At 37.1% G+C, this 18,591-nt stretch carries 16 protein-coding genes, 1 tRNA gene and 1 pseudogene; 7 read left to right on the top strand and 11 right to left on the bottom strand.

All coding sequences use genetic code 11. From position 1 onward, the window contains the following. Positions 1-154: 154 nt before the first annotated feature. On the bottom strand, positions 155-1,063 hold the full coding sequence (locus E0H94_RS00975; RefSeq protein ID WP_131324696.1) for a DMT family transporter: 909 nt from the start codon (positions 1,061-1,063) through the stop codon (positions 155-157). A 283-nt stretch (positions 1,064-1,346) separates the two neighbouring features. On the opposite strand from E0H94_RS00975, the gene E0H94_RS00980 reads away from it, so the two are divergent. Together E0H94_RS00980 and E0H94_RS00985 are read left to right on the top strand one after the other, a co-directional pair. After that, positions 1,347-2,621 (top strand): Glu/Leu/Phe/Val family dehydrogenase, encoded by a 1,275-nt coding sequence (locus tag E0H94_RS00980; protein WP_131324698.1) that lies wholly within the window; start codon positions 1,347-1,349, stop codon positions 2,619-2,621. Between the two features lie 119 nt (positions 2,622-2,740). After that, positions 2,741-3,916 (top strand): hypothetical protein, encoded by a 1,176-nt coding sequence (locus E0H94_RS00985; protein WP_165495564.1) that lies wholly within the window; start codon positions 2,741-2,743, stop codon positions 3,914-3,916. Between the two features lie 52 nt (positions 3,917-3,968). Here E0H94_RS00985 and E0H94_RS00990 read toward each other — a convergent pair whose 3' ends face one another. The 4 genes from E0H94_RS00990 to E0H94_RS01005 all read right to left on the bottom strand — a co-directional run bounded on the left by E0H94_RS00990 (position 3,969) and on the right by E0H94_RS01005 (position 7,868). Then, the gene (locus tag E0H94_RS00990; protein WP_131324700.1) at positions 3,969-4,829 is read right to left on the bottom strand and encodes an EamA family transporter; all 861 of its coding nucleotides are present in this window, start codon (positions 4,827-4,829) and stop codon (positions 3,969-3,971) included. Positions 4,830-4,905: 76 nt separating this feature from the next. Further along, complete coding sequence (locus tag E0H94_RS00995; protein WP_131324702.1) at positions 4,906-5,649, bottom strand: SDR family oxidoreductase; 744 nt, start codon at positions 5,647-5,649, stop codon at positions 4,906-4,908. Further along, positions 5,642-6,391, bottom strand: coding sequence for an SDR family NAD(P)-dependent oxidoreductase (locus E0H94_RS01000; protein ID WP_131324704.1), 750 nt, complete (start codon positions 6,389-6,391; stop codon positions 5,642-5,644). The genes E0H94_RS00995 and E0H94_RS01000 overlap by 8 nt, the downstream gene beginning before the upstream one ends. 73 nt (positions 6,392-6,464) lie before the next feature. Next, positions 6,465-7,868: an amino acid permease gene (locus E0H94_RS01005; RefSeq protein WP_131324706.1), complete on the bottom strand. Its 1,404-nt coding sequence runs from the start codon at positions 7,866-7,868 to the stop codon at positions 6,465-6,467. 674 nt (positions 7,869-8,542) lie between these two features. Between E0H94_RS01005 and E0H94_RS01010 the strand changes: the two genes are divergently transcribed. The 4 genes and pseudogenes from E0H94_RS01010 to E0H94_RS18590 form a co-directional block, all read left to right on the top strand. Continuing rightward, on the top strand, positions 8,543-9,295 hold the full coding sequence (locus E0H94_RS01010; RefSeq protein ID WP_131324708.1) for an electron transfer flavoprotein subunit beta/FixA family protein: 753 nt from the start codon (positions 8,543-8,545) through the stop codon (positions 9,293-9,295). A gap of 17 nt (positions 9,296-9,312) precedes the next feature. Then, the gene (locus tag E0H94_RS01015; protein WP_131324710.1) at positions 9,313-10,245 is read left to right on the top strand and encodes an FAD-binding protein; all 933 of its coding nucleotides are present in this window, start codon (positions 9,313-9,315) and stop codon (positions 10,243-10,245) included. 61 nt (positions 10,246-10,306) lie between these two features. Beyond that, positions 10,307-10,489, top strand: coding sequence for a type II toxin-antitoxin system Phd/YefM family antitoxin (locus E0H94_RS01020; RefSeq protein WP_131324712.1), 183 nt, complete (start codon positions 10,307-10,309; stop codon positions 10,487-10,489). A gap of 449 nt (positions 10,490-10,938) precedes the next feature. Next, positions 10,939-11,186: pseudogene (locus E0H94_RS18590) on the top strand (IS5/IS1182 family transposase); the annotation flags it as partial. A 211-nt stretch (positions 11,187-11,397) separates the two neighbouring features. Here the strand turns inward: E0H94_RS18590 and E0H94_RS01025 are convergent. From E0H94_RS01025 to greB, 4 genes are all read right to left on the bottom strand, one after another. Further along, positions 11,398-12,060, bottom strand: coding sequence for a helix-turn-helix transcriptional regulator (locus E0H94_RS01025; RefSeq protein ID WP_131324714.1), 663 nt, complete (start codon positions 12,058-12,060; stop codon positions 11,398-11,400). A 187-nt stretch (positions 12,061-12,247) separates the two neighbouring features. Further along, positions 12,248-13,654, bottom strand: a complete 1,407-nt coding sequence (locus E0H94_RS01030) for an aldehyde dehydrogenase family protein (protein WP_131324953.1) — start codon at positions 13,652-13,654, stop codon at positions 12,248-12,250. A gap of 720 nt (positions 13,655-14,374) precedes the next feature. Beyond that, a tRNA-Ser gene (locus tag E0H94_RS01035) sits at positions 14,375-14,464 on the bottom strand. 92 nt (positions 14,465-14,556) lie between these two features. Then, positions 14,557-15,048 carry a transcription elongation factor GreB gene (gene greB / locus E0H94_RS01040; RefSeq protein WP_131324716.1) on the bottom strand — a complete coding sequence of 164 codons (492 nt, stop codon included), beginning with the start codon at positions 15,046-15,048 and terminating at the stop codon, positions 14,557-14,559. A 367-nt stretch (positions 15,049-15,415) separates the two neighbouring features. On the opposite strand from greB, the gene E0H94_RS01045 reads away from it, so the two are divergent. Further along, positions 15,416-16,528, top strand: coding sequence for a transglycosylase SLT domain-containing protein (locus tag E0H94_RS01045; RefSeq protein WP_131324718.1), 1,113 nt, complete (start codon positions 15,416-15,418; stop codon positions 16,526-16,528). Positions 16,529-16,592: 64 nt separating this feature from the next. Here E0H94_RS01045 and E0H94_RS01050 read toward each other — a convergent pair whose 3' ends face one another. Further along, entirely contained in the window at positions 16,593-16,976 is a 384-nt protein-coding gene (locus E0H94_RS01050; protein WP_131324719.1) for an SCP2 sterol-binding domain-containing protein, read from the bottom strand. Between the two features lie 229 nt (positions 16,977-17,205). Next, a complete protein-coding gene (ttcA, locus tag E0H94_RS01055) occupies positions 17,206-18,129 on the bottom strand; it encodes a tRNA 2-thiocytidine(32) synthetase TtcA (protein ID WP_131324954.1) in 924 nt (307 codons plus the stop codon). Positions 18,130-18,591: the final 462 nt, after the last annotated feature.

Consider the following 18,591-nt stretch of genomic DNA (forward strand, 5'->3'; position numbering starts at 1 on the left):
TTGACGTTAAGCAACCATGTAATGATAAATTTCATTACGATGATTTCATCAAATAAAAATATTCAATTTAATTTAAATTTAGAATGAGATTTTATTTAATCTTTGTGCAATCAGCTTCTCAAGCGAATATATTTAATAAGATCATTCCTTTTTTTCATGCTGTACTTTCTATTTTTTCCTTTGGGGAAAAACTTAAATAAATGACTCCAAAAACAACAAAAAAACCACCTATCATAAAACTGATAGTCAGTTTTTCACCTAATAAAAGCACAGAAAAAATCACCCCAAAAATAGGTGTTAGAAAGCCAATATTCCCAACTTGGGATACATAATAGGTTCTAATTAAATGAAACCACATTAAAAAACTGGCAAAAGAGACAATAAGCCCTTGAAATAAAAGATTAGATATAGAGAAAAGCGTAACCTTAAAATTTAATTGATTAGTTATAACTGCATATATTCCCAAAAGTAGTGTGGCACCCAAAACTTGGAAAAAGAGTAGATGTGTTGCTGGTGCATATCCTAATTTAGTACAGCGAATGACTACGGTCGTAGCACCAAGACTTAAGCCTGCAAGCAAACCCAATACATCTCCCTTAAGCGAAATCTGGTCTCCTGTACTTTGATGCCCCCAAAATAAAGCAATTAAGATCCCAATAAAACAAAGGAACACCCCTCCCCATTGCTTGGAGGTTAAACGCTCTTCTGGCAAAAATAGCCCCATACCCAACACAGCGAAAATTGGTGAGGTATAAATAAATACTGAGATGTGTGCCGCTGAAGTATATTTCAGCCCCTCATTCACAAATAGAAACTCTAAACCAAAAAGTAGGCCTGCTAGTGCACCATATTTATATACAGAAGCAGATAATGATAATGGTATTTTTTGATACCGTATAAGAATATAGACCGCTAGAGTTGCGATCAGAGAACGAATGGCTCCTTGTAGCACAGGCGAAATATCAAAAATTATCGACTTAATACTGACCTGCTGTAATCCCCAGATTGCACATAGAATTATCATGCTGACTACTGCAAATAAATCAATTTGTTTCCGTTTCATCTAGAAATTTATCCCATTATCCCTCATACAAAATAAAAATTTTCTCATTTGAAATAAAACGAAAAAAGGGAATATCCCTAAGATTTATTTTCCTAAACAAATCAACTTTGCACTCGTGCATTTTTCACTCGCTTATATAACTATGAATACGTGCTTAGGGTCTGCTTTGTTAAATAAGCACTAACAGCGATCAATTTTAAATGAAATGAACAAAATAGGTTTAGCTCTCCAAATCTGAGCTAACCAACCTATTTTTACTGTCATTTCTGTTATAGGTATTAAAATGGCAAGTCTTTCATATGTATGCCAAAGTAATTCGGCATGGGACAATTATTTACAGCAACTAAAACGGGTAGAACCTTTTCTGGATGACCCATTAAGGCAGCGATTGGATTTTTTACGTCATCCCAAACGTGCATTAATCGTAGATATTCCTGTCGAAATGGATGATGGTACCATCGAACATTTTGAAGGTTACCGCGTTCAACATAGTTTAGCTAGAGGCCCAGGTAAAGGCGGCATTCGTTTTCATCCTGACGTAGATTTAAATGAAGTCATGGCCTTATCTGCCTGGATGACAATTAAATGTGCTGCATTAAACCTACCCTTTGGTGGTGCAAAAGGTGGCGTACGAGTAGATCCTGGCTCTTTATCTAAACGTGAACTTGAACGCCTGACACGTCGCTATGCTGCAGAAATTAATTTAATCATCGGTCCTCAAAAAGATATTCCTGCGCCAGATGTAGGTACAACACCTCAAATTATGGCTTGGATGATGGATACCTTTTCCATGAATGCTGGACATACGGTTACTGGAGTCGTAACGGGGAAACCCGTACATTTAGGTGGATCTTTAGGCCGCGTTCATGCAACCGGACGAGGTGTGTTCATCACTGGTCTTGAAGTTGCAAAAAAAATAAATTTAGAGATTTCCAATGCGCGTATTTGTGTTCAGGGATTCGGCAACGTTGGCAGCGAGGCTGCTTTATTGTTCCAAAAAAATGGAGCAAAAGTTATTTGTATTCAGGATCATAGTGCTACGTTATATCAGCCCAATGGTATCGACATTGAAAAATTAATGTCTTATCAAAAAATCAATGGGGGCATTAAAAATTATGCTGCTGATGATGAAATAGATAAGTCAAAATTTTGGAAACTAGAAGCTGAAATTTTTATTCCCGCTGCCCTTGAAGGCGTCATTGATGCTGAAATTGCTCAAACAATTCAAACCAAATTAATTTTAGAGGGGGCTAATGGTCCTACATTAGCAGCTGCTGATGACATTCTCGCCAGACGTAATATTACGGTAGTACCCGATGTAATTTGTAATGCTGGTGGTGTCACGGTTAGTTATTTTGAATGGGTTCAAGATTTATCAAGCTTTTTCTGGACTGAAGATGAAATTAATCTTCGCATGGATAAAATCATGCGTGATGCGATTAATGATATTTGGAATAAATCAATTCAATCTCAGTGCTCATTAAGAACCGCAGCATATATCGTCGCATGTGAACGCATCCTGATTGCACGTATCGAACGTGGTATTTATCCAGGTTAATGCCAGCAAACACATAATTACCAAATAATTTTTATATTTATTCACAAGTCTAAAAAGAATGCCTGAATTTCTTTAATTACTTATTGGGCATTTTTTGATACATAACTAGGATTTTAAAAATGGTGTTCACTAAATCTAATGCTCTATTCACTGGGGTATCCATTGCTTTATTCTCCACGACCTCATCTTTCGCATCCGATCTTTCATTAGGCGATGCCAATACTGATTTAGGTAAAGTGACGGTATCAGGTTGGCTAAGAGCCAATATTCAGGATAAAGACTATTCTGATAACGATCATAAATTGCAATTTAACGCTGCCAAAATTAATGTTAATTATGATGCAAAAAAGTTATTTGGAAACTTTGAATATCGATGCTATCAATTCGATACTTTATGTGATTTTTCATCTTTGGTTAATGCCAATTTAGGTTATAAATTTAATGACGATAATCGTATAACTGCCGGTGTGCAAGATGTACCTTTTGGACCTGGCCGTGGATGGTCGACAAGCTGGTATGGAGGGATTGTTGTAAATGCTGGCTTAGAAGATATACATTACCTCGGACTAGATTTTCAATCCAATATTACCAATAGTACAAAAGTAGATTTAGCGTATTTTGCAGGGGATGCCGGCAACTACGTAGGCAAAGGCTATGATTCATCTCGTTACACTGTGAACTATGTAAAAACAAATGTTCCTGGAGATAGTTCTTACAATGAAAAAAACATGTTTGTAGGTCGAATTGATCAGCAACTCCCTAATTTTAATATCCCTGACCTTAATTTAAGTGTAGGTGGCTCATATTGGCATTCAGATATCGAAAACTTAACCAGTGGTGACACAGGTAATCGGAATGCTTGGGCAGCATTTGCACGCACCAACTATAAAGGACTAAATATAACCCTAACAGGTGGTAAGAATAAAATTTCCAATAAAGATCCAATCTCCCCAGACTATTCAGTTATGGGATCGTTTGACAGCACTTACTATGTCGCTAATGATGCCGACTTTTATACTGCAGATTTAAACTATGTTTATAAAGATCCAAATCAGCGCTTTACCCTGACGCCATATTTGACCTATTCCAGCTATGTTAAGAATAAGTCAAACTATAAAGATTCCACACGAAATATCATTGGTGCTCAATTAGATATCAAACAATTTTCGATGGCTGCCGAATATATTATAGGTAAAAATGATGTCTTTATTAATGGTTCAGCCGACTCCCTTGCTGTGGGAGATGACAATAGTACAAATCGCATGTTGAACTTATTGTTCTTCTATAATTTCTAAATAAAAAGAAGAAGATCATCCTTTAGATGATCTTCTATAAAAATAGTTTAATTTAGTCAACACTCTCTTTACGCAATGTCACACCAATGGATGCAACCATAATAAAAAATAATGCAATCCATTGTAGTAAGCTCAAATACTCATGTAAAAAAATCAATCCTGCTAATGCCGCTAAAACTGGCGATAAACTCGACAATGTTCCATAACTCAGTTTAGTCAAATTCTTTAATGCCAATATATCTAATGTATAGGGAAAAGCGGCTGCGAATATCGCAATCAATAACCCTTGAAGCCAATAACTTGGCGTCAACAATGGTTCAGGGTGCCAGATAAATCCGATAGGTAACAAAATCGCTGAAGAAAAACACAATGCTAGGCTTAGCGCATGAATACCTAAATTTGCAGTAGCTACACGTTGTCCGTAATAAATATATAGTGCCCAGCAGAACCCTGCACCTAAAGCACAAATTGCACCTAGAAATGAGAAATTTAGTTGTAACGCCTCTGACCAAGGCACCATAAGTAAAATTCCCACGATGGCGAATCCAACCCATAAGTAATCAATTCTTTGTTTAATTGATAGCAATGCTAATAATAAAGGTCCTGTAAATTCCAATCCAACAGCAATCCCCATGGGTAGTTTGCCTAGCGAAAAATAAAATAGAGTGTTCATGACACAGAGTGCCACTGTATATAAAATGAGATCGGACTTATCAATTAGCTTAAGCTTTGGAATGATTCGCCATGATTTAAATAATATAAAGGAAATAATCGCGGCAAAAAAAATACGGAAAATCGTCACAGTAAGGGCATCTAATTGCATAATCATTTGTTTAGCAATCGAAGCGCTGAACTGCGTTGAAATCATTGATAGAAGCATATACAAAATAGAAAGCACTTTAATATTATTCATTTCGATCCTATTTTAATTGCATAAAAAAACTTACCTTGCACAAAGCAAAGTAAGTTTTTTTAGAGGTTTCGAGGGTTTAAGACTGTTTTTTTACAATTTTAGAACCACCGACTACTTGTGAGGTTGGGAATACCTCGAAACGCGATACATCTACTGCTTGTGGTAGTTTCAATGCAGTTACAATCAGCTCAGCAATATCTTCTGGCATTATCGACTCATATTCATCATACAATTCTGATTGCACTTTATTTTGCTCAATTGCCGTACGATATAAGTTAGTTTGTACTCGTCCTGGTACGATTTCAGTCACACGAATACCTTTACCAATCAGATCACAACGCAATGCATCACAGAACAAACTAATACCCGCTTTAGAAGCGCCATATACTGTTGAGTTTGGATGCGGAGTTAAACCAGCACTTGAGCCAATAAAGAACACGTGACCTTTGCCACGTTCAATCATGGCTGGCAGCGCTTCGCGGGTTAAATGCAATGGCGCTTTGAGGTTAATATCCAACATTGCATCAATATCACTATGTTCAATATTTTGGAATTCTGAACGCGTGGTTAAAACGCCTGCATTGTTCACAACAACATCTACTTCATAACTGAGAAAGAGTTCTTTTAACTGATTGTAGTCACGAACATCTGCCTGAATTGCTTTGACATTTTCGATGCCATCAAACTCCTGCAACAAATCCAAATTACGACCTAATGCTAATACTTGAATACCCTGCCCTGCTAATGCCAATACAATTGCTTTACCAATACCACTGGTTGCACCTGTCACTAAAGCAGTGTTATAGATATGATTAAGCATAGATATATCCACCACTTACGATCACGTTTTCACCAGTTGCATAGCTATTACGTGAACTACCCATCATAACAATCCATTCTGCAATTTCTTTTGGCTCAGCAGCACGTTGTAATGGATTTGCTGCCGCAAGTTCACCCAAAAAGCCCAGTTGTTTAGCACGTTCAGTTGCAAAACCTGCAGGTGCAACTGAGTTCACTAAGATTTGATCTGGTGCGCACGCTTGTGCAAAAGATTTTGTTAAGCTGACCACCGCAGCTTTAGTTGCTGCATAGTGGGCATTTTGCGGATGAGCTTTAAATGCGTCGACCGAAGTAACATTCACAATACGGCCAGTAACCATATCTTGCCCTACAAATTGCTGCATATGGCGTACTGCAGCGACCATCATGTGGTAAGTACCTTTAATATTTACAGCATTTTCTAAGTCCCATTGCTCGTCTGTAATACTAAAAATATCTTCACGTGGATAGATTGCTGCACTATTCACTAAACAATGAATACGCCCAAGCTCATCTGCAATTTGATTAAATGCGCCATGAGCCGATTCTAATCGAGAAATATCGCCTGCTGCCGTGGCAACCTGAACACCTAATGCACGTAGTTCAGCTGCAGCTTTATCCATCAGTTCCACATTACGATCAATGATTCCGATTTTAGACGCGCCATGCTCACACATTAGCTTTGCTGTTTCAAACCCTAAGCCTGAAGCACCACCTACAATTACAACAGATTGATTTTTCATACACTAACCTACACTTTTTAACACTTGCTTGTTTTCAAGCTACAATCAATTTTTTATCGAATTTGTATCTGATTTAATTCTGACTCTGTTCGCTTTTAATGACATATTGCTGATTTCGCTTTTTACGATTCACAATAAAACTTGCAACTAAAATTATTACTGTCAACGAACCTGTCATTAATGACTCATACTGATATTTTTCAGCAAAGAACATGTAACCTAAAGTCATGACAATTAAAAGAATGACCGCCAAAGTAATCCATGGGAACAACCACATTTTGAATGAAAGTTCGATGCCTTGTTTATCTAACTTACGACGTAACCGGTATTGTGAGCAAGCTACAACTAAATAGACAATTAACCCAATTGAACCAATCGTTGAAAGTAAGAAAGAGAATAGACCTTCAGAGAAAAAGTAGTTTGCCACTACTGCAATTAGGGCTGTAGCCGTTGATAACAATACTGCAGATTTTGGTACGCCACCTGAACTTACTTTTCCTAAGAATTTTGGAGCATCACCACGGTCAGCTAAAGAGAACAACATACGAGAAGAAACATAAATACCAGAGTTCAATACACTACAAACTGCAATGAAAACCACAATATCCATTACCAATTTTGTACCAGGAACATTCAATACAGATAAAACATATTGGAATGTACCCATTTTTTGTAAGCCAGGATCATTCCAAGGCACGATACAAAGAACAAGGAAAATAGATAAAATATAGAAAAGCGCAATACGGTAAATTACTAGATTGATAGAGCGGCGAATTTGCTTCTCAGGATGTTTTGCCTCCGCAGCCGCGATAGACAACATTTCAATACCAAAAAATGAAAAGATAGTAATCAAAACACCTTGCAAAATAGAACCATAGCCTTCTGGTAAGAAGCCACCATGACTATATAAATTCGCAATTCCACTGACGTTTTTAGCCAATGGCCAATACCCAAAAATTGCTAATCCACAAATTGCAATAAATATAATAATTGCAATCACTTTGATTAAGGCAAACCAGAACTCAAATTCACCGAAATTTCGTACATCAAATAAATTTGTTAACGCTAATAAAATTACGATACTGATTGCAAGTCCACTCGCTGGAATATCAGGAAAATAGGCATTCAAAATACCCGCGCCTAACACTGCTTCGAATGCAACCACCAATGCCCAGTACCACCAATACAACCAACCAACTGTAAATCCTGCCCAGTGTCCTAAAGCTTTCGATGCATATGTTGAGAATGAGCCTGAGTCTGGATTTAAAATTGCCATCTCACCTAACATTCGCATGACAAAAAAGCACAGTAATCCCGTCAACATGTATGAAATTAATACTGCTGGACCAATAGTATTAATTGCCGATGCAGATACAATAAATAGCCCTGCACCAATAATTCCTCCAATGGTAATCATTGACACCTGACGGTCTGATAAAGCGTGCTTTAATTTCGAATCATTTATATTGCTAGCCATAATCTTTCCTTGCGAAAAAAGAATTTTTTGCTGTTTGCATATTTTAAACAGCTTTAAACCTTTTTAATCCTTTTTAAATATTTTGGTCAATAAATCTATAAAATGAAAAAAATGCATTAATAATGTTCACTTTTCTCATTATTAAAACCTGATTAATTAAAAATTAAACTCTAAATATTTTTGTATATTTCATAAAAACAATTAATTAACCAAGTTTACTCAATCAAATACTTATTTCACTCTAAAATGCACCACTTAAGAACATAGCTTAATTATTGCTCTTTTCAAGTGCAATATCCGCTTTTTCATATAATTATAGCTGAAAAAATGGAATAGTATTAAGAGAAAATGGAATAGACCATTAACAATCAATAACTTAAAGAGAAAATGGAATAGGTAATAGAAAAATTGGAATGCGTTATAGCATCTTTAGATATAAAATCTCATTTAATTTGGTTAAATTTAAACCTTATTTGTTTTTAAATATCTATTTTTAATAAAGAAGTGAATTTCAATAATTATTTAAAAATTTATATATAAACATCTTCAACTCCAAAATTTCATTAATTGACTATTTTAAATTTAATAAGGCAATATTATCTCATCGATAGTAAATTTTATTAATGCACTATCTGCATTTAATATTCCCTAAAATATATACATTAGAGGATTACATGAAGGCTCTTGTTGCTGTAAAACGTGTGGTTGATGCCAACGTTAAAGTTCGCGTTAAACCGGACAATAGTGGGGTAGACCTTACTAACGTTAAGATGTCAATTAACCCATTCTGTGAAATCGCAGTGGAAGAAGCGGTTCGCTTAAAAGAAAAAGGAGCTGTTTCAGAAATCATCGTTGTTTCTATTGGTCCTAAAGAAGCGCAAGAACAAATTCGTTCTGCAATGGCACTTGGCGCTGACCGCGGTATCTTGGTTGAAGCTGATGACAGCCAACTCGGTGCTTTGGAAGTTGCTAAAATCCTGAAAGGTGTTGTTGCTGCTGAACAACCACAATTAATTCTTCTTGGTAAACAAGCCATTGATGACGACTCTAACCAAGTTGGTCAAATGCTTGGTGCACTATTGGGTGCAGGTCAAGGTACGTTCGCATCTGAAGTGAAAGTAGATGGCGACAAAGTACAAGTGACGCGTGAAGTTGACGGTGGTTTACAAACTGTTGAATTATCACTTCCAGCAATTATCACGACTGACTTACGTTTGAACGAGCCACGCTATGCGGCGCTGCCAAACATCATGAAAGCACGTAAAAAACCGCTTGATATGAAGTCACCAGCTGATTTTGGTGTTTCTACAGCAACGAAGCTGAAAACAGTGAAAGTTGAACCACCTGCTGACCGTAAAGCGGGCGTACAAGTGAAATCTGTTGATGAACTTGTTGAAAAATTGAAAAACGAAGCGAAAGTGATCTAATACAGAAGGATAAAATCATGAGTATTTTAGTAATCGCTGAGCACGACAACAAGACACTTAACAGTGCAACTTTAAACGTTGTTGCTGCGGCACAAAAAATCGGTGGTGATATCACTGTATTGGTAGCTGGTTCTGGCGCTCAGGCAGTTGCTGATCAAGCGGCTCAAGTTGCGGGTGTAAGCAAAGTATTACTTGCGGACAACGCTGCATATGCCAACCAATTGGCTGAAAACGTGGCTGCTTTAGTTGCACAAGTTGGTAAAGGTTATTCACATATCCTTGCGACATCTACAACGACTGGTAAAAACGTTCTTCCACGTGCGGCTGCACTGTTAGACGTGAGCATGATTTCTGACATCATTGCGGTTGAATCTGCAAACACGTTCAAGCGTCCTATCTATGCAGGTAATGCAATTGCGACAGTTCAATCTGATGAAGCCATCATTGCGGGTACAGTGCGTGGTACAGCGTTTGATCCTGTAGCTGCTGAAGGCGGTGCTGCTGCAGTTGAAGCTGTAAGTGAAGCAAAAGATGCAGGGATCTCTAAGTTTGTATCTGAAGAGATCGTAAAATCTGAACGTCCTGAACTCACAGCTGCGCGCATCGTGGTTTCGGGTGGTCGTGGAGTCGGTTCTGGTGAGAACTACCATAAAGTACTTGACCCATTAGCAGATAAGCTGGGCGCTGCACAAGGTGCTTCACGTGCTGCGGTTGATGCTGGCTTCGTTCCAAACGACATGCAAGTCGGTCAAACAGGTAAAATCGTTGCACCTGACCTTTACATCGCTGTAGGTATTTCTGGTGCGATTCAGCACTTGGCGGGTATGAAAGACTCTAAAGTGATCGTTGCGATCAACAAAGACGAAGAAGCGCCAATTAATGCAGTTGCTGACTACTGGTTGGTGGGTGACTTGAATACTGTTGTTCCTGAATTAACTACAAAAATCTAAATGCCAAGGTATGCTGTTCTATGAGCAATGGCATACCTACAGCAAACTGAGGAAAAAATGTATGGATAGCGTGAATTATACGATTGCACGTGCCCGATTATCTCTCATTATGGATAAGGCCAGCGCTGACTACCCTGTCGAAATTAATCGAAGAGGCAAAGAGTCTGCGGTAGTAATTAGCAAAACTACGTATGAAAAGCTTAAAAAGCTTGAATATGACTTAAAATTCAATTTTGCTAAATAGCAAAAAGTACGCCGAACCTAGGCGTACGATTTAAATCTTTATGAGTCATGGGATACAAATTAGATTGCAATTAATTTAAAAATTTTACCTTCAGGGCGAAATAACCCAGTCTTACTACTATCCCTATATTTTCAACATCTATAAATGTCATAGAAGAAATTCAATCTCAACACCAAATAAATTTAGATAATCAGTTATCAACTCTAAATTTTTTCAAATTTTATACCAAAACAATTTTCAAAATTTAATTATTGATATGTTGACAGCATCATTTCGAAAAGCTCATCAGCTTGATGATGAAAATTTCATATATACATCTAATAAATAGGAAAATTCATTTTATGCATCGTGTAACAAAGATTGACCGTATGACGATTAAAGATAAAGAAAGTGCCATTCACAAATTTTGTGATATTACCTGAAGATGCAATCCTTCTACCTGAAAATGAATTGATTCAATCGATATAAATGGTGCTTATGATACAAAGCAATCTCATCAAGTGAGTGTAGATCGACAAGCTCAAGCTGTAATTTCACCAAGGGAAATGCGAAACCTCGGAAAGATACCAGAATTTACTCACTAGAACGAAACGAGCTGCTTCTAACAGCAAAGCGATTAGCTAGGACACACGTACATGTGGCAGTCCTGAATACATTTACAAACTTAGGAAGACCACATACCAGAGCTGTAACTTAAATTTGAGTAGATGGAGGTAAATTTATCTTTTGAATCTTTGTGCAACAAAGCCATATGCCAAGTGTAATTAGAAAGAAAACCATCCATTCGTACACTTTGCAGTTATACATGCGATGGACTGAAATAATGCAGGATATACATGCAATCATAGGCAAAGAAAAATTTATTATAAAATTAGCCTGAATATAGAATATTAAAATTGAACAATGGATTATCTGATCAATTTACACACCAATTCTTGTCGGCTATTTACATTTAATTTCTGATAAATATGCTGCACATGTGTTTTTATGGTCGATAAACTACAATTGAGTTTTTGGGAAATTTGAACGGCTTCCAAATTTGTAAATAATTCCTCTAAAACCACAATTTCTTTTTTGGTTAATTGATATTGATCCATGATTTTATCTTTATTAATCATGTCGACATGATGAAGAAAGTGATCGATAGATAAGCGATGAAAGGCTTCAAATATCTTTTTTTCTTGCTGATTAAATTTGGCTTTGCCCTGCTCTCTAAAAATACTCAAACCAAAAATCGGTTGTCCATCGCGCTTTCTGAAGAAAAATTCAGCAGTATCTTCAACTTGCCAACGCTGCATAAAGTTTAAAAATATTTCATTGGGTTGATATTGCCCCAAAAGTGCAATGTTCTGATCACCATGATAAAAATGCCGAAAGCTTACTGGATCATATTCAATTTTTCCATTTAGATATTCATCAATTGCACTTTTTGATATTCCACCTTGTTCAAAATCATAAGCATGTTGAATGTTATCAATTTTATACGTCAGAAAACTATCAATATGTATAACATACCGAATTTGAGAAATAAAATTCTGGCTAAATTGCTGAATAAAATTATGATTAAACATAAATTTCCATCATCCTTTTGAAAATTTAATCTAATAAATAGAACAAGATTATTAGCTTCCTGCCAATAAATAAGGTGGCCGATGTATATTCAAAAATATTTTCTATGGTTTTAATATAATCAATATATAACTATATTAAAACCTAGAATCTCTTTCATCAGTCACACATGTTGATCTATTTTTCTCATTATTGAGAAATATGGATGGCTTGTTTATGTGTGAACAATAACAAACCATTTAAACCAAATGAATATCCGAGACCAGACATTTTCCAACCACCAAACTCGGCTGCGGGTGAAACATCCGAATGACTGTTAATCCAAACCGTACCCGTCTCAAGTTTGCTGGCTATTTCTTGCGCACGATCTAAATCTTTACTCCAAACTGAACCGCCTAAACCAAATTCACTGTTATTGGCGCGTTCAATTACATTGTCTACATCACTAAACTTAATGATTGGTAAGACAGGACCAAACTGTTCTTCATCCACCAAAGGCATGCCTTCTTTGACATTGGTTATAAGTGTAGGTGGAATAAAATAACCATACTCACTTACTTTTTTCGCTTCAGTAAGAATCTGACCACCTTGTGCCACAGCATCCTCAATCATGCCTTTGACTTTATTATATTGCACATGGTTTTGAATTGGACCAAATGTCGTCGTTGAATCTAATCCATTGCCGACCACTTGCGCATTGGCAATTTGAGTGAGTTTCTGTGTTAGCGCATCATAAACATTTTCATGTACATATAAACGCTTTAATGCTGCACAGGTTTGTCCCATATTCAAGAATGCAGAACCAAAGATTTTTTCGGCTGCAACATCGACATCGACATCATCTAATACAATCCCGACATCATTACCGCCCAACTCAAGCACCACACTCTTTAAACTATTTACTGAATGTTTCAGAATGCTCTGACCAGTACGGGTAGAACCTGTGAACGTCACTTTATCCACATCTGTATGTTCACTCAGTGCCTGACCCACATCGCCTTTACCTAGGACAATATTACATACACCTTTAGGCAAATGACGGTTAATAATTTCAACCAGTTTAATCGTGCTGAGTGGGGTAAATTCAGATGGTTTGTTCACTACGGTATTTTTGGTTTTCAGCGCAGGAAAGAAATGCCAGATTGCAATCATAAATGGCCAATTCCAAGGGGTAATTGAAGCCACAACCCCCAACGGACGGTTATAAACCTTTATTGTCTTACCATTCGGATCAGCAATGGTTTCGACTGGCACTTCCAAACTGGTAATGTATTCAATCCAATTTGCACCAGCTTCAACTTCAAATTGTGCCAAAGCCAATGGTTTACCCTGTTCAGTCGTAATCAACTGAGCAATTTCATTACTTTCTGCGCGAATATCTTGTGCAATTTTCAGAAAACTTTCATTAATCCTCTGATCAGTCACATGCTGCCATGTTTTAAATGCAGCACGCGCAGCCTGTACAGCTTGATCAACTTGTTCAGCGGTTGCACTGTTAATCTCGACAATAGTTTGCTCTGTTGCAGGATTTAACACTGCAAAAGCTTCACCCTGACCTACAACCGTTTCACCATTTAACAACATGTTGCTATTCATCTGACTCATATCCATATTGATGTTCTTTTACATGAAGTTTATCGCTGATTATTATTCATAAACTCATCCTTTAGGATGATTTTAGCGCAACTCAGTTTAAAAACAATACACCTTAATTATTATTTTTACAAATTTGGTATCAGTATTTATAAATGTAATTTTACATGTATTTTATAGAACAAGGAATAACCGTATTCATTTTTCCAACTCAATCGAAAGATTTCTATGATTCATCATAATTTAATTGAAAGAAGACATATTGCTGATGCGATAGATTGTTGGGACAAGCTGATTCAGCTAGGAATTAGATGACCCAATAAGTCCTCATACGAACAGCTTTATGCAACAAAGCCCGATAGACAAAGTCTCATTCAAAAGTCATGGTTCCAACTGATTGAACGAGCACATGAGTCCCTTCGTTTTTATCGCGATACAGGCAAGGCTATTACTGATTTGTAGAAAGAATGCATCGGAAATGTTTAACCTATAATCGTTTTATTTTCATCTGAAGGTTCATTCGTAAGCCTCTTTTTTATGTATTTAAAAGCTCTTTGCCCAGCCATAAATGAGTTTAGAATTATTAACATTTTTATGCTTATTTCCTATCCTAAATCATCTTGTTTTTACTCTTAGCATCCGAAACTTGATGTGGGGACTATTCAGTAAAAACTATAGACAAAAAAATAAGCCCTTGCAAAAACAAGGGCTTATTTAGATATTTGGCGGAAGCGGTGAGATTCGAACTCACGGAGGACTCACACCCTCGTCGGTTTTCAAGACCGGTGCATTAAACCGCTCTGCCACGCTTCCAATGGCGGCTATCATATAAATATTTTTCTAAGTTGGCAAATACTTTTGCATATTTTTCTATTCAATTGCACAAAATAAAATCAAAAACCAAATTAAAGGGTTATTTCTGGCTTTTCATAGCGGATTGTATTGATATACCAAGTCTTTTTCCCTGATGGTGTGATTACTTCAATTTCATCATCCACTTGTTTCGACAGTAATGCGCGTGCCATCGGTGAATCTATAGAAATATGTTGTGGATGATGATCATAAATTTCATCTACACCAACAATGCGCAGTTGTTTTTGCTCCCCTTGTTCGTTCTCAATTTCGACCCATGCTCCAAAAAAAACTTTGCCCTCTTGCTCTGGAGCAAAATCAACAATTCTTAACTCTTCTAAACGTTTTCCAAGGTAACGTACCCGACGGTCAATCTTTCTTAAAATTTGTTTATTGTACTGGTAATCCGCATTTTCACTTCGATCACCAAGGCTAGCAGCCCAGTTCACTTTTTTAGTAATTTCTGGGCGTTCTTCACGCCATAAATGCTGTAGTTCGGCCACCAATTTGTCGTGTCCAGAACGCGTAATTAAGTTAGATTTCATATTGCAAATTGTCTTTTCAAAGTACGAAACAGATACATTTTTAAGCTATTTTATGCCCAATTTCACTACAACAAAAGGGTTTAAAAATAATTTATTAATTAAATTATATAGTTACATTACATTTTTTCACTATTTTTTATACTAAATTTGACAATCCAAATTTCCGACTTTATTATGCCTTTATCTTCTGTTTAGTGTACTTTTTAACCTATGTGGTTTTTTACTGCATAATTTCCTTTTTTCCCATGTCATTTTGAATGACGTCCATGACTGCCCACCCCTTATTGAATTTATCAAACTTTAAAGAAGTTTAAGGCCTCGTTTGCTTTGGCTTTTTAGGGCATAAATTACTTGTAGCGGAGACAACATGCACAGTAGTTCACCTTCTGGGTCGAGGCTTAGCCTTAACTCATTAACTTTCTCTCTCCCTTTAAAAGCCTTAGCACTCACCGCAGCCTTAATTCCGTTTCATACAATTAATGCCAGCAAGGCTTACCAATATGACGCTGTTGTTAATAACAACAAACTCACAGTGGTTGGTGTAGAAAATCCATCGACTGTTTTTAAAGATGGACAGTATTTACATGGCTTTGGTTATGACCTTGCGCGTAATTATGCTGACAGTATGAATGTTGAACTGGTGTTTACCACCGTTCCTGATGATGCCACGGCATTAAAATTGGTTGATCAAGGTAAAGTAAACTTTGCCATTACCACCTCAAACATTCAAAACATTGAAAGTAAAAAACTGACCTCGTTTTCAGCCACCTGTGGTGACTTATATAGCCTACAGAAAAATGGCTTAAATACTCAATTGAATTGGGTATTTAAACATGCTGATGACCCCTTGACTCAAACTGCCAGTGGCTTTGTTTGTCAAGGTAAGCAAACGGGTTCAATTAGCCAATTGGCTTCTTTTTATAATCGCAATGTTGTACAGGCCGAGTCATGGGATTCTATTGAACGTGATCTCACCAAACGTATGCCGATTTATAAAGCCAGTTTCCAGCGTACAGCCGAGAAATATGATCTCGATTGGCATTTCTTGGCAGCCATTGGATATCAGGAATCGTATTTAAAACCCGATTCAATTTCGCCCACAGGCGTACGCGGTATCATGATGCTGACCAACAGCACAGCCAAAGCGATGGGTGTAAGTAACCGTACCGATCCCGCTCAAAGTATTCAGGGTGGTGCGAAGTATTACGACCTGATGCTAAGCAAGTTCGAAGAAGTACCATATCCAGATCGTAACTGGTATGCCTTGGTTGCCTATAATATGGGGCCAGGTGCCGTGGATCAGATTCAAAAGCGTATCAGTGCTCAAGGCAAAGATCCGAATAACTGGGTAAATCTATATAGTTATTTAGATGGTCATAAAGCACAAAATGGTCGCTATCGCCAAGCAGTACAATATGTCACGCGTATTCGTTCTTACTTGGAATACATCAAAAATACGCCTCAATTGGTGAATATATAAATAGTCATGAATTGAGGACAGAAAAAAAAGCTTACCAACGGGTAAGCTTTTTTTTGCGAAAAACTTAAGCCGTAAGCTCAAGTACTTTCTTAAATAAATCCTTTTGTTCTTGGCTTGGTTTTGCGGTTTGCAATGCCATCAATTGTGACATATCACCTTGAACTTTGATTTTACCTGTCATGAATGCTTGCATCGCAGCAGCCATATCAAACTCTAAGAATACTTTACGCAGTGTATCAGCATCCATATTGAGCGTTGTTTTGGCATTTGAAGACAAACCTTTTAAGATTTTGCCGCCATCTAATGCCAATTCGGTATTACCACTCGCATCTGTCACAACCAAGTTAATGGCTAAATTTGCCAAAGCGGGTGGTAAATTCAAGTCCCCTGCTTGCGCAGTCAAAGTTTCTACAGTTGAAAACCAATCATCAGTTAAAAAGGTAGGCATGATGTTTCCTCAAATTTATTTGTTCATTTTGTGTCGCCTATCCAGTCGACATCATTGTGAAGCTAAATACACGTCGAGATTGTTATAGCATGTATATCTTACACGCGCCTAAAGTTTTTTGTACGTACCGTTCATATTTTATATTTCTTATACAAAGATGATCAAAATCATCTACATAAAAAAACACCAATCATGGATTGGTGTTTTTTTATTGGCTTAAATGACAAAATTATTCAACAGCAAAGCCAAGATTAACCATATTAATGCGTTTGTTCTCAGGTTCAGCTTCAGTCGAACAACTTTCGCCTTTAAAGTCGAATTCACGTTGTGAATCGAGCACCTCAAAATCAAACAGTTCACGATCGGCCAACTGGGATGGCGAAACGTTCTGCAATGCACCAAAAATGCTGTGTAAACGCTTTGGATGCTCTTTGTCCCATGTACGCAACATGTCATTTAACATAGCACGTTGCAGGTTTTCCTGCGAACCACATAAGTTACATGGAATAATTGGGAACTGACGCATTTCTGCATATTTAATAATGTCTTTCTCTTCCACATAAGCCAGTGGACGAATCAAAATGTTCTTTTTATCTGTAGACAACAATTTTGGTGGCATGGCTTTTAAGCTACCGCCATGGAACAAGTTCAGGAAGAAGGTCGCTAAAATATCATCACGGTGATGTCCGAGCGCCACTTTGGTAGCCCCAATCTCTTGCGCAAAACCATATAAAGAGCCGCGACGTAAACGCGAACACACCGCACAGTAAGTTTTGCCTTCTGGAGTTAACTTCTTAGTGATGCTGTAAGTGTCTTTTTCCAAAATATAGTACGGAATGTTATTTTCTTCTAAATAACGTGGGAGTACATCTTCAGGGAAACCCGGTTGTTTCTGGTCAAGGTTAACCGCAACCACGTCAAAGTTAATCGGTGCAATACGTTTAAACTGCAATAAGATATCCAGCAAGGTATAACTGTCTTTACCGCCAGAAATACAGACCATGACCTTATCGCCTTCTTCGATCATTTTAAAATCACGAATAGCATGCCCCACTTGGCGGCGAAGCTTTTTTAACAAACGATAGTAGGCAGAGCTGGTTGGGAGTTCTGGCTTGAAATTAAACCCTTGTTCGGACTCAACTGGCGAGTACATAGACACGATTAACCCATAAATAAAAATACCGCGCAATTTTATATGATTCGCCAAGCAATCGCATCTAAAGAATGTAAATTCTCATGACCGAATCTACTTGTCATTTTTTCGTATTACTTAAAGGGTAAATTTGAACGTTGCAGTTCATTTTTTCACCCAAATGCTTATCTTTTGGACTTTTCCACAGTTGTCCACAAAAGCTGTGGATAACTTTGTGGATTTCAAAACACTTGACAGGTGATGCTTCCCATAATCTAAGGCTTCTATTTAAATTGATCATTTTTTGATCAATTTTATTTTAATTAATTATCAATGGCTTACCATAGTCAAGCAATCCTGATTAAAAATAAATTAAATTTTTTTTTGATTATTAACTCCGCAATTACGCTTGATTTTTACGAAGTCATCAAAAATAAAATCCTGTAGCGCTTTTTATCTAAGTATTTTTTGCTAAACTTAACT

Origin of the sequence: Acinetobacter sp. ANC 4173, from assembly GCF_004331255.1 — a bacterium.
Lineage (GTDB): Bacteria > Pseudomonadota > Gammaproteobacteria > Pseudomonadales > Moraxellaceae > Acinetobacter.

Bases quoted from the DNA above. Each gene is read 5' to 3' on its own strand.
- E0H94_RS00975 (WP_131324696.1), bottom strand. From the start codon at position 1,063: ATGAAACGGAAACAAATTGATTTATTTGCAGTAGTCAGCATGATAATT.
- E0H94_RS00980 (WP_131324698.1), top strand. From the start codon at position 1,347: ATGGCAAGTCTTTCATATGTATGCCAAAGTAATTCGGCATGGGACAAT.
- E0H94_RS00985 (WP_165495564.1), top strand. From the start codon at position 2,741: ATGGTGTTCACTAAATCTAATGCTCTATTCACTGGGGTATCCATTGCT.
- E0H94_RS00990 (WP_131324700.1), bottom strand. From the start codon at position 4,829: ATGAATAATATTAAAGTGCTTTCTATTTTGTATATGCTTCTATCAATG.
- E0H94_RS00995 (WP_131324702.1), bottom strand. From the start codon at position 5,649: ATGCTTAATCATATCTATAACACTGCTTTAGTGACAGGTGCAACCAGT.
- E0H94_RS01000 (WP_131324704.1), bottom strand. From the start codon at position 6,391: ATGAAAAATCAATCTGTTGTAATTGTAGGTGGTGCTTCAGGCTTAGGG.
- E0H94_RS01005 (WP_131324706.1), bottom strand. From the start codon at position 7,868: ATGGCTAGCAATATAAATGATTCGAAATTAAAGCACGCTTTATCAGAC.
- E0H94_RS01010 (WP_131324708.1), top strand. From the start codon at position 8,543: ATGAAGGCTCTTGTTGCTGTAAAACGTGTGGTTGATGCCAACGTTAAA.
- E0H94_RS01015 (WP_131324710.1), top strand. From the start codon at position 9,313: ATGAGTATTTTAGTAATCGCTGAGCACGACAACAAGACACTTAACAGT.
- E0H94_RS01020 (WP_131324712.1), top strand. From the start codon at position 10,307: ATGGATAGCGTGAATTATACGATTGCACGTGCCCGATTATCTCTCATT.
- E0H94_RS01025 (WP_131324714.1), bottom strand. From the start codon at position 12,060: ATGTTTAATCATAATTTTATTCAGCAATTTAGCCAGAATTTTATTTCT.
- E0H94_RS01030 (WP_131324953.1), bottom strand. From the start codon at position 13,654: ATGAATAGCAACATGTTGTTAAATGGTGAAACGGTTGTAGGTCAGGGT.
- greB (WP_131324716.1), bottom strand. From the start codon at position 15,048: ATGAAATCTAACTTAATTACGCGTTCTGGACACGACAAATTGGTGGCC.
- E0H94_RS01045 (WP_131324718.1), top strand. From the start codon at position 15,416: ATGCACAGTAGTTCACCTTCTGGGTCGAGGCTTAGCCTTAACTCATTA.
- E0H94_RS01050 (WP_131324719.1), bottom strand. From the start codon at position 16,976: ATGCCTACCTTTTTAACTGATGATTGGTTTTCAACTGTAGAAACTTTG.
- ttcA (WP_131324954.1), bottom strand. From the start codon at position 18,129: ATGTACTCGCCAGTTGAGTCCGAACAAGGGTTTAATTTCAAGCCAGAA.